The sequence below is a fragment of the Vibrio sp. genome (assembly GCF_038138445.1).
Classification (GTDB): Bacteria; Pseudomonadota; Gammaproteobacteria; order Enterobacterales; family Vibrionaceae; genus Vibrio.
Map to the genome: position 1 here is coordinate 1 of NZ_JAYQDQ010000108.1, position 11209 is coordinate 11209.

An 11209-nucleotide genomic window follows, 5' to 3' on the forward strand; every position below is an offset into this window, starting at 1 on the left:
ACGTACGGTTCTTAGGAGGGCGGCATCTGGTAACAGGTGTCGCCTATCCGACAATAGTATCAATTACTGTCAGCGCAAAAGACATTACTATCTGGGATTCAGTGCGAGAGCGCCCCATTCCAATAGAAATTAACCTCCCCATAGAAGCCAAAAATTCAAAGCAAAGTGAAAATGTCGAGCGTTGGGAGCCTGCTTTAAACGCTTTATTATATGCGTTTCACCGCAACCACGGAAAATGTATGCCAATGCTTTATTCTACCCAATGAAGTTTTCGCTGTTTCATCACGTTCAAAGAACCTGACTATTTCAAAGCCTGAGAACAAAGCCTTTACTTCTGATTCAGATAAAGGCGTGATGGGACTACGGTAGTTGTGCACCCAACTGTCTTTAGGACCCATGAAGTCACCAGCAAACACACCACCGATTTCAATTGAAGATTGAATATTGCTCCAAGTCGATTCAAATTGGTTTGGGTCAGCGAAGAACAAACTGGAATTTGCGATAACTACACCAGATTTTGGATAATCGAACGACTCAAACGAAGACTCTGCAATATCCACTAATGACTTTGAGCCAAATCTGTCTCTGCAAATAGTGACCGAATCAGGATTAATATCGAAGCCATAAACTTGGAAACCCTGTTGCTCTAGATATTCTATATCACTACCAGTTCCACAACCACAGTCGATGGCCACTTTGAGATTTGATTCATTTAGTTGCGCTGCAAATTCAGTACGTTTTGAATGTGGGCGAGACAGTGCCTTTTCGTAGTACTGACTCCAAATTTCAGTATTTTTATCCATAAGTTTATGATTATTCGAAAAGGTACATAAAGCCCTATTAAGGTGTGAATGCCTTGTTAAAGGCTAACCGTTACTTGGGTATTTCAATACCTGCAAGCTCCATTTGTTTTTTGGGACTCCAGTTTTCTGGAATAGACTCTTTTTCGCCCCACCACTCACCGTTGTTTCCAATGAACCACTCGCGACGAATCTTTGTAAGGTGTTCTGTTGTTGAGTACAGGTTATATTCCAAACCTGACTCAGAGCCACAGCACTCACAGATTTCAAAAGTAGTGTGGTTGTACTCATCAAAAGCTGTCACATCTTCATAACCACAAATAGGGCAACTTTGTTTATTCATACTCATGGCATTTAACGGTAAATACGAAGTGGTCAAGCCACGGGGTATTCTCCTTATTTAGTCGCATTGTTAAATGTATTAAAACCAATGCTTATTCATTGCTTTAAGAAATTCTTTTGTTATTGGGTATTTACTTGCAGAACCAATTACTGAGTCAATACCGCATTCTGGGCATAATGCTGTTCTGCCAACTTTTTCGGCTCCAATTTCTAGCGCTTCCCAATCCGTCCAATCATAAATATCCGAAGGTTTAAAAATTGCTCCACAATAGAAACAACCACATTCCTCCGAGTCGAGTATTTGATTTCGATGGTAGATAGACGACCTATGCGCCTCAATTATATCTTCGTACTTCATATTTCATACTTCTACTGAACATTTAGCGCCGAAAACACTGTTGCTAGCACCAAAGTTAAAGAAATCAACAAACTATAAACAACGACTGCCAAGATGTTACGTGTTACCGGCAACAGCCACAACAATGGGTAGTGTACCCGCCGCCACACAATCTGCCCCACAAGCTTCATCCCAATGATAATGACATCCCGGGGCTGTTCCCACATCAAAATCAAAATAAGAAGCAAAAATATCTAGGTTAGCCTTGCTTCCTTCGACAATGACTCCTTCCCCTTCAATAAAGGATGCGTTCGCTGGGCCTGATGTTGCTCTAACGATCAAGTTTCTTTCTAGAAAGTCATATGGTGCAGGATTTGCATCGGTTAAAAACGTAAAGGTAAGCATATCGTTATCTTTGATTTTCTCAATGCATGCGCGAATATTCTGAAGATCCAAAACATCTCCCGAAATCAAAACTTCACCTTTGGAGAGATACAGTTTCATAAGCTACCCTGATACTTTACTCCAAGTGAATGGCCTGGTGCTTTTTCAAGGAACTCAATTAATTTTGTAAACGCTCTTTCATCCATAGTTATACTTAACATTTATATTAATAATTATACGCATTTGCCTTACTAAACCAGTCAAAACGCGTGCAGTGAACTCTTTGTATAAAAGAAATTTATCATCACTCTATTAAAAACACCATCTGGAAAAACACGAAATGTAATTGTCTGGCCTTGGTTCTTGTTGCCTATGCGTTTTTCTATATCAAAGTAGCCAAAGAGTCGGGTCGAGTGTGCGCATTTTTAAGCATCACTCTGTGCGGTGACATACTGCTTCAATATTATGGCCATCTGGATCAATAACAAATGCTCCATAATAATTGGGATGATATTGTTCTCTTATACCTGGTGAGCCATTATCTTTTCCACCAGAAGCCATGGCAGCCTCATAAAACTGGTCTACCTGTTTTCGATTATCAGCAGCAAAAGCAATATGTAAAGGAGATTGTGGTAGATTTCCTTTTCCAAGCCAAAATTCTGCTTTACCATTCTTTCCAAAACCACTTGCGCCTTCAAGCACCACTATTTTATCAATGCCCAAAGGAGCTAGAGCTTTAGAATAGAATTCATTACTTTTTTCTAAATCGGATACTGAAAATCCAATGTGATCAATTATCATCGTATTATTCCTTTATGGTTTTTTAAACCTAACGTTTTATTAGGACTCATTGCCGTGTTTTGCTTGTTATACCTTTGAAAGAAAGTAATTTAATATCAGGCACACCAGAAGTTACTGTAACAAGAACAGGAAGAGTTTTAATGGGTATTTTGATTATGCGTTCAGTACTTAACTCGTATTGATACACCTAACCAAGATGCTCTTCCATTTTTACCCTTATATACATAACGCCCTTTTGAGGTGTGAGCAGCGCAATACCGAAGCCGCCGCAAACCACACCTTAAACACTAATACCAACGCACAGTAAAAATGCCACGTGCTCTGAATCCATGTTGAACTGTTTATTATGCGTAGCTTCTTTAACCGAGCACTGGTCTAAGAAAGCTGCGCTCATAGCTGATAATACAGTCCACTCTATCGGCAAACTCGAAAGCTTTAATACATTCATGCTCATTTTTCATGCCCTCTCTAGTCCAACCTTGAGATTTATAAAAGATATCTGCTCTTGTGTTCGCTCTTGTATCAAGAGTAACTTTTTTCGCTCCTAGCTCAAAAAGCCAAGAAGTAGCCAGTTGAATCAAACCTTTACCTACACCATTACCTTCATATTCAGGTAAGACAAAAAGCGCCCAGATAGAATTGGCCTCTCTATCAGCATATGAAAACCCAACAACCTTTTTATCCAATTCACACACCCAACCTCTACCTCGTCTATCAAGATAGTCCTCATACATTTTCCGTGTGATTTTACTTGGGTCTGATAGAACATTTTCAACCACTGAAAGCCTTATTTCAGCCATCATATCTATATCTTTGAAGGCAGCCTGTCTAAACTTCACTTCTACTCCTGATGAATTAATATGCCTAACATTCTTAATAGCAAGTCGCCTCGTTTTCCCACCGGCCTAACAAGGCTACTCTTCCTATTTAAATCTTATCTGCAAAGTAAGCCATGATTTCTTCTGTAGTCATTTCCTTAGTTTCATTGGCAAAGCAGTAGTAGCTTGGGCGCATGTCACTAAAGTACTGCATGTCCATTTTCAAATCGTCTAATTGTGGAAATAAGCCTACGGGCATATTGTATTCTCCCGTTTCTTTGAACTTGTAAAACAAATGTGTGCCGCATTCTGTACAGAAACCACGGGAAGCCCAAGAAGATGACTTGTACATTTTAACTTTGTTTTCACCCTCGATTTTCACTTGTGTTCCGCATTTAACTGCGAAAAATGGTGCCCCACCCCAAGTTCAGCATGACTGACAATGACAAACTGTGAAGTTAGGGTTGATGCTTTCTGCTGTGATTTTTACAGAACCACATAAGCAGTTAGTCTCTGCGTAAGACATTAAATTACTCCTAAATTGCTGAAAATATATAGCGCCTTGTTAAAAGCTCAGCAGCGCTGCGACCTAAAGCATTGTGCTGTAAACACTAAAGGCGATTCAAACTCGGAATACGAGCGTTGCGAATCTGCCCTAAACGTAAACCCTTTGCAGGGGTTCATATGGTTTCGGAGGTAACTCAACTTCAATGCAGTCCCCTGGTGATACCCAGCCTCCAGCCTTTACTACACCCATTATTCCAGCTTTACGAACCAACTTACCCCAATCATCCCTTCCTAATACCTCAGACAGAAGACCTGTCTGGTATTCTTCTATTTGTGGACATGGGTTGCGGAGACCAGTGACCAATACTTCAGCGCCACCAGAGAATTTGAGAACACTGTTTTTTGGTAAAGCGAGCAAATCAATACCTAAAGTCGTAATGTTTTCACCAAGACAAGCGGGGCCAACGTCAAATCCCTTAGCAGAAAGATCCTGAAACAACTCACTATGAAGCAGGTGTACTTGTCTTAGATTCGGTTGTGTTGGATCGACTTTTACTCTCGAGCGATGCTTTACTGTTTTGCCTCTGTGAGCATCTCCTTCAACACCCTCCCCTTCTATCAATAGAATTGATTCCTCCACTGATTTAGAAAAAGTATGCTCCGCACTTTTACTAACTGATACTACACTTTTCATCTATTCCTCCTGAGGGCTAACGCCTTGTCTAAACCATTGTGCCATAGTCACTAAACTGGCTTGAGGTTAGGGCGTTAAGCGTTTTTCGTCCTTTTTTTAGTAACCTTATGAGCTTTTTAATTGATATTTGTGGCGAATTTCATTTACCAAACGATGACGAGAGCTTTTAAGCCTCTCGTGCGGGGCAAATAGTGAGCTAGCTGAATCTAAAAGGTCAACAGCTAGATTTAGCCTATTAAGTTGCTCAGGAGTCAACTCATTGTGTTCTGATAACTCATTGATTATGAGTATTGAAAATTCTTTAGCAGCTATATCTTCCGGTAACCCCGATTTAGTGCATAAACCATAAGTTCCATTTAAAAAATGGCTCCACTGTTCGTTAATATGTTCATTCAGCTCTGAGGTGACTTTAAAGTTGGTAGAAGAATATCCTTGTTTTTTAAGACTTTCGATAGCAATTTTATAACGGTTAGCAAATACTGAATAAATAGCTTCAGTTGAATTAAGTGATTGAATTATAGCTAACCATGAAGAGTAGCCTTTAGCGTAATACTCTATTTCTTGCTCATCGTGATGTAAGCCAAAAAATGAATCACTTTTTATGTTTAGGCTTAATTTGTAAGAGCATTTTGGCATCACGCCATCTTTTTGGTATTTTAATAGGTCTTGTTCTGTGATTTTTGTAATATCAAGCAGCTCTTGTTTTGTAAAAAAGTGTTTATTTAGATATTTGATTAATTCCACTTAACTTTAACCTCCATGGAAAAGCTAACATTCTTCATAACAGGCAATCTCGTTTTCTGTCTGCCTGACATTCCGCTCAATTTATCATAACTCACTAAAAATTAAACTAAATACATCTAGCTATGTATTCTGTCATCACATAAAAACGCACCAGCGTATTATGAATTTTTAACAGCACATATTATCCAAGATATGATCATCACAAATCCCCTAATAAATGGTATCCCCCTACACCTCTAAAAGCTCCACCTAGATACAAAAAAGCCTCGCATATGCGAGGCTCTGATTACTATAGGGAGGGTTAACCATCAATTCCCTTCGATTTTAGGAATTCCGAGTAAGTGCCACGGAAGTCGTTAATTTTACCCTCTTTAATTTCCAGAACACGAGTTGCCAGCGAGTCCACAAATACTCGATCATGAGATACGAAGAAAAGCGTGCCTTTGTATTGCTCAAGCGCCGTATTGAGAGATTCAATAGACTCCATATCCATATGGTTGGTAGGCTCATCCATCAGCAACATGTTCGGTTTGTGCATCATAAGCTTGCCAAGCAGCATTCGCCCTTGCTCACCACCTGAAAGAACTTTGACAGACTTTTTAATGTCGTCTTGGCCAAACAACATGCGTCCTAAGAAACCGCGAATGACTTGTTCGTCATCCCCAGCCTGACGCCACTGGCCCATCCAGTCCATTAAGTTCATGTCTTCAGCAAACTCTTCAGCATGATCTTGAGCGTAATAGCCTATGTTAGAGTTTTCAGACCATTTGAACTCACCAGTACGCGGTGCCAATACGCCTGCAAGCGTGTTCAGTAAGGTTGTTTTACCGACACCGTTTTCACCGATAATGGCAACCCGCTCTCCCACTTCAAAAATAGCATTGAAGTCTGAGAACAAATCCTCTTCGTAACCTTGAGATAAGTTTTCCACAATTAAAGCATTACGGAATAGCTCTTTAGACTGCTCAAAACGAATAAACGGGTTCTGGCGACTCGATGGTTTCACTTCTTCTAGCTGGATTTTGTCGATCTGCTTGGCACGAGAAGTGGCCTGTTTAGCCTTAGATGCATTGGCAGAAAAGCGCGCGACGAATGTATTTAACTCGGCAATTTGAGCTTTCTTCTTCGCATTATCAGCCAGTAAACGTTCACGAGCCTGAGTAGCTGCGACCATATACTCATCATAATTACCAGCAAATAGACGCAATTCACCGTAATCTAAGTCTGCCATGTGGGTACAAACTGAATTGAGGAAATGGCGATCGTGAGAAATAATGATCATGGTACAGTTTCTCTGGTTAAGCGTGTCTTCTAACCAGCGAATGGTATCCATATCAAGGTTGTTGGTCGGCTCATCGAGCAGCATAATATGTGGGTCAGCAAATAGAACTTGTGCTAACAGAACACGAAGCTTCCACCCCGGTGCGACTTCGCTCATCAATCCATAATGCTGTTCTTCAGGAATTCCAACCGCTAGCAGTAATTCACCGGCTTTGGCATCAGCCATATAGCCATCCATTTCGGCAAATTCGACTTCAAGTTCGGCCACTTTGATGCCGTCTTCTTCTGTCATTTCAGGCAGGGAGTAGATACGATCACGTTCTTTTTTAACTTCCCATAGCTCTTTAAAGCCCATGATAACGGTATCGATCACAGTAAACTCTTCGTAAGCAAACTGATCCTGATTCAGCTTAGCGACGCGCTCATTTGGGTCATAACTGACATTACCACCTGTTGGGTCGAGCTCACCGCTTAAAATCTTCATGAAGGTAGACTTACCACATCCATTGGCGCCTATTAAACCGTAGCGGTTTCCATCACCAAATTTGACGGATATGTTTTCAAATAACGGTTTCGCACCAAATTGCTGCGTAATATTGTTGGTACTTATGATAAGACTATCCCCCTTTCTCCAACTCAGTTTAGTAGAGAAAATATGTTCGTATATGATTTGCGGGGGATTGTACCAAATTGAAACTATGAACTACATCAATTGTTCCAACTTGTTCTTCTACAGACTAGTTAATGCTCAAACCTGACATCAAAAGGCTGGGTCAGGCTTGAAGTAAGTTCTCGATATTAAATTGCTCGCCAGTCGCTTAACTCAACACATCGACCACGATAAAGCACCTCACTATTCGGATCTCTATTTGCGGTCACGAGTAACTCTGAACTGCTCTTTAACATTTGCCACTCGTTCGGTGACATATAACGAATATCATTAATGTTTTGCAAGCTATCAATTAACTTTAATTCACCTGTTGAATTATCGCGCATCCAAACCATGGCTTTGCTTTGAGAAATCTTGTCCATGGAGAGGTTTCTTTGCATACGCAAGCTGGACTGTCCGGGCTTATCTCCCTGATAAGCCACCAATGCAAAATGATTGGTTTGTGTATCTGATGACATCATTGCCAAATAACTTGCCGGACGCACCTCGGCGATATTTATGTCCGAGGGAGGCTGCATAAGGGTTGGTTGTAAAAATATACCCAAGAATAAAGAGAAAGCCATACCTGTTGGCAGCCACCACCAGCGGATACTTTTTTCACGTTTGCCTAATCTAAACGTGCTGTTGGCAATATTGGTCCATACCCGTTTAGAAGGCTTTTTGAAGGTGTTAGTCGAAGCGTTAAGGTCAGAACTAGGATTGAGGCCTGATAGGTGTTGCTGCCATTGCTCTATATGGACCCACCAAGTCGGATCCGCCTTGATTAAGGCTTCCATTCTGCGGCGCACTCTGGATGTTTGTGTACCAAGTACGTATTCACCCGCCAGTTTTTCTCTCAGTTGGGGATTCTGGTATCGTTTACTGTTTATCTTGTCAAACATAGTTTCAATTCCTGTAACCCACGACGAATCCAAGATTTAACTGTACCTAGAGGTGTCTTCACATACTCGACTATCTCTTGGTGGCTCATACCATGTTGATACGCCAATACAATTGCATTTCGTTTCTCTTCAGCAAGAGACTGCAGACAATAATTCAAGCCGGATTCGGTCTTTGATTCGCTAAGATGAATCGCATCTTCTAATAGATTTTCAGTCAATTCTTCCTTGCGGCGCTCTCGTTTTCTGACTTCGTCTATGGCCATGTTTCTCATAATCTGGCAGAGCCAAGCCCAAGGATAATCCAAAACATACTCATTGTTGCTATACCAAAGCTTTACATAACCTTCTTGTAAAATGTCAGCGGCGATATGTTCATCTTTGACCACATTGTATATAAGACTAAATAATCTTGTACTGGTTAACTGATAAAGCGCTTCGAAAGCCTCTCGGTCTCGAAGCGCTATTTTGGAGAGCAGTAAACCTATTTGATGTTTATCGTCGCTCACTTTTTCCTCATTGAGTGATCAGATGCCAAACATTTTTGACACCATCGCCAGTTGTTTCACCAGCTTGGGAATCTTTAAACCAACGATATAGCGGTTTACCCTACAAAGGCCACTGGTATGTGTCATCCTTGCGCTTGGTAACACCAAATCCTCCAGTTAGCTTAATGTTGTCGATACCTTTTTGCGTTAAATCCGAGTCAACATAAGCAGGTGGCCATTTCACTTCACAATCACCGTAGCACACTGACAGGTTGTTCTTGTCTTTATCGAAGGTATATAACGTCAAGTTATTATCATCGACTAAGTATCGACGACTGCCATCGTTATAGAGTTTTACTGCAACATCATCAGCGCGTGCAATTGGCCATACACCTTTGACACCAGCGCCATCAATGTCGCCCTCTTTTTGATCTTTGAACCATCGATAAAGTGGCTTACCATTTAATGCCCATTGCTTGCTGCCATCTTTCCTAGTCACTTGGCTAAACTCTGAGCTTTTCGAAAACTGACTACTTGCTTTATCATTAACAAGTAGAGGCGGCCATAAGGTCTCGCACTTGTCTGTACATACAGATTGCCCAGCAGGATCTTTAGAGAAGGTATAAAGCGTTTTACCTGCACCATCCACATACACTTCACCCACTGAAGTCTCGGTCGTATTTGAAGATGCCGTTGCGTAAGCCATAGGTACAACTAGAAGTGAAGATATAATTAACTTTTTCATTATTTGGTTTCCTTAATTATTGAGTCCAACCTTCGCGAGTAAAGAAAGCTTTACCTTGGTCGCTATTTACAAAATCGATGAAGTCCTGAGTTTGTGGCTCTGCACCACGTGTTTTAGCTAACGTTAAATCTCGATATATACGCCTTTCTGGTTCAATCTCGACATAATCAACCTTATCAGCATGATTTAAAGGCCAATGGATCCATGTGATCCAAGCGTCGGCTTTCTGCTCTTGGAATGCCTTAAAACTTGCCCCGCTGCCTTTGGCATAAGCAATAATCTTGCTGCGGAAGTTTTGCACATCAGCCAAAGAGCCTTTACGTCCTGCAATGTCTTCCCAAACACCTGTCCCTGATGTGTTGTATACTCCCAAGCCTTCTGTCACGACAATACGTGAAGGTTCATCTAGTAAGTCTTGAATCCCTTTGATATTTTTAGGATTACCTTTAGGTACTGCAATAACAGCGCGACGAAGATAAACAGGTTTTACATCCATATCGGTGATAAATGGATAGGTTTCAACAAATGCGCTCATGGATTGCTCTGAAGAACCAAAGATTAGATCTGCATTTTTCTGTGCGTCACGAGTCCATTTAGATTCTGGACCTGCGATGACTTTTACCGGAACACCTGTTTTTTCACTGTAGGCATTCGCTGCACTTCGAAGTGCTGTGTCTGGACCACCAGGGCCATACACATTAATCACGCCATCTTTAGGCTGATGTTTAATCGATGGGTCAAGTTTAGGCGACGCGACAGAAAAGGTGCTGACCACTGCCAATGTCAAAGCGGCTAAGCTCATATTAAGCTTCATGTATTCTCCTTAGCTTTAAAAGGTTTCATACAAGAGACGCACTAAGATGAGTTTTGGATGCACTAAAAACACACTTTTTTAAAAAAATTTTCAAAACGAGCCAGAAAAGAAATAATTGATTGATATTTAACAGTATTTATTTTGACAACAATCAACCTGTGTTCGAGCCACAAGTGATAAACTCATTTCTCTATCACTTTACTTTGCAGATAAAAATCTCGATAAGTTCAGGTCAATATGAGGACTACTATGCTTCTTCCAGAAAACACCTGTTGGGTTATTTTAGCTGGCGGACAAGGCAAACGTATGGGCGAAAAAGATAAAGGGCTTATCCTGCTTAACGATCGTCCACTGATAGCCCATGTGTTCGAACATCTGTCGGCTCAAACCTCAGACATAAGGATTAGTGCCAATCAGAATGTCGAGTTTTACTCGCAATTTGCTCCTGTCATCACAGATCATTTGCAAGGTTTCCTTGGACCAATGGGAGGAATTCATGCGGCCTTATGTGAATCAAACAAAGATTGGGTTGGCTTTGTCCCTTGCGATTGCCCTGCGTTAACAGAAAATCTGGTCGAGCGTTTTTGCTCCGCAGTAAAAGAAGAATCTGAAATACTCGTTGCTCATGATGGGCAGTCGGCACAACCAGTATTCTCTCTTTATCATAAAAAAGTACTGGGCAGGTTAGGCTCGTTTTTGAGCAGCGGAGAGAGGAAAATGAAGCGTTTCTATCAAGAGTGTAACACTCAATTTGTCGACTTCAGTGATGAACCGGACTGCTTTATTAATTTAAACACACCAAAAGAGCTAAAGGACTTTTCAGACAAAACGCCACAACGGGGGTGCTAAGCAGTAAGCGCTCCATAAAACCCGCATTCTAATCGCCTAGCGGGAAGAATAAGATCA

General features: G+C 41.1%; 14 protein-coding genes and 2 pseudogenes. 2 read left to right on the forward strand and 14 right to left on the reverse strand.

From position 1 onward, the window contains the following. Positions 1–266, forward strand: a 266-nt coding sequence (locus AAFM34_RS18580; RefSeq protein ID WP_341665422.1) for a hypothetical protein, incomplete at its 5' end; no start/stop codon positions are given. Here the strand turns inward: AAFM34_RS18580 and AAFM34_RS18585 are convergent. From AAFM34_RS18585 to AAFM34_RS18650, 14 genes and pseudogenes are all read right to left on the reverse strand, one after another. Continuing rightward, positions 207–803, reverse strand: a complete 597-nt coding sequence (locus AAFM34_RS18585) for a methyltransferase domain-containing protein (RefSeq protein ID WP_341665424.1) — start codon at positions 801–803, stop codon at positions 207–209. The two genes, AAFM34_RS18580 and AAFM34_RS18585, sit on opposite strands and share 60 nt — an antisense overlap. A 70-nt stretch (positions 804–873) precedes the next feature. Beyond that, a complete protein-coding gene (locus AAFM34_RS18590; protein ID WP_341665426.1) occupies positions 874–1143 on the reverse strand; it encodes a hypothetical protein in 270 nt (89 codons plus the stop codon). A gap of 78 nt (positions 1144–1221) precedes the next feature. After that, positions 1222–1500 carry a cytoplasmic protein gene (locus AAFM34_RS18595; protein WP_341665428.1) on the reverse strand — a complete coding sequence of 93 codons (279 nt, stop codon included), beginning with the start codon at positions 1498–1500 and terminating at the stop codon, positions 1222–1224. A gap of 96 nt (positions 1501–1596) precedes the next feature. Continuing rightward, positions 1597–1983, reverse strand: coding sequence for a hypothetical protein (locus tag AAFM34_RS18600; protein ID WP_341665430.1), 387 nt, complete (start codon positions 1981–1983; stop codon positions 1597–1599). Positions 1984–2295: 312 nt separating this feature from the next. After that, positions 2296–2664, reverse strand: a complete 369-nt coding sequence (locus tag AAFM34_RS18605; protein ID WP_341665432.1) for a VOC family protein — start codon at positions 2662–2664, stop codon at positions 2296–2298. 359 nt (positions 2665–3023) lie between these two features. Beyond that, complete coding sequence (locus AAFM34_RS18610) at positions 3024–3467, reverse strand: GNAT family N-acetyltransferase (protein ID WP_341665445.1); 444 nt, start codon at positions 3465–3467, stop codon at positions 3024–3026. A gap of 124 nt (positions 3468–3591) precedes the next feature. After that, a pseudogene (locus AAFM34_RS18615) lies at positions 3592–4008 on the reverse strand (GFA family protein). A 129-nt stretch (positions 4009–4137) separates the two neighbouring features. Further along, complete coding sequence (locus AAFM34_RS18620) at positions 4138–4683, reverse strand: MOSC domain-containing protein (protein WP_341665434.1); 546 nt, start codon at positions 4681–4683, stop codon at positions 4138–4140. A 105-nt stretch (positions 4684–4788) separates the two neighbouring features. Continuing rightward, positions 4789–5427, reverse strand: coding sequence for a DUF6058 family natural product biosynthesis protein (locus AAFM34_RS18625; RefSeq protein ID WP_341665436.1), 639 nt, complete (start codon positions 5425–5427; stop codon positions 4789–4791). A 301-nt stretch (positions 5428–5728) separates the two neighbouring features. Further along, entirely contained in the window at positions 5729–7321 is a 1593-nt protein-coding gene (locus AAFM34_RS18630; protein ID WP_114787622.1) for an ABC-F family ATPase, read from the reverse strand. Between the two features lie 185 nt (positions 7322–7506). Beyond that, entirely contained in the window at positions 7507–8259 is a 753-nt protein-coding gene (locus tag AAFM34_RS18635; protein WP_341665438.1) for a hypothetical protein, read from the reverse strand. After that, positions 8244–8765, reverse strand: coding sequence for a sigma-70 family RNA polymerase sigma factor (locus tag AAFM34_RS18640; protein WP_341665440.1), 522 nt, complete (start codon positions 8763–8765; stop codon positions 8244–8246). The genes AAFM34_RS18635 and AAFM34_RS18640 overlap by 16 nt, the downstream gene beginning before the upstream one ends. Before the next feature lie 7 nt (positions 8766–8772). Beyond that, positions 8773–9489: pseudogene (locus AAFM34_RS18645) on the reverse strand (hypothetical protein). A 16-nt stretch (positions 9490–9505) separates the two neighbouring features. Then, a complete protein-coding gene (locus tag AAFM34_RS18650; protein WP_239173084.1) occupies positions 9506–10303 on the reverse strand; it encodes a substrate-binding domain-containing protein in 798 nt (265 codons plus the stop codon). Between the two features lie 249 nt (positions 10304–10552). Between AAFM34_RS18650 and mobA the strand changes: the two genes are divergently transcribed. Beyond that, positions 10553–11152, forward strand: a complete 600-nt coding sequence (gene mobA, locus AAFM34_RS18655; RefSeq protein WP_341665443.1) for a molybdenum cofactor guanylyltransferase MobA — start codon at positions 10553–10555, stop codon at positions 11150–11152. Positions 11153–11209: the final 57 nt, after the last annotated feature.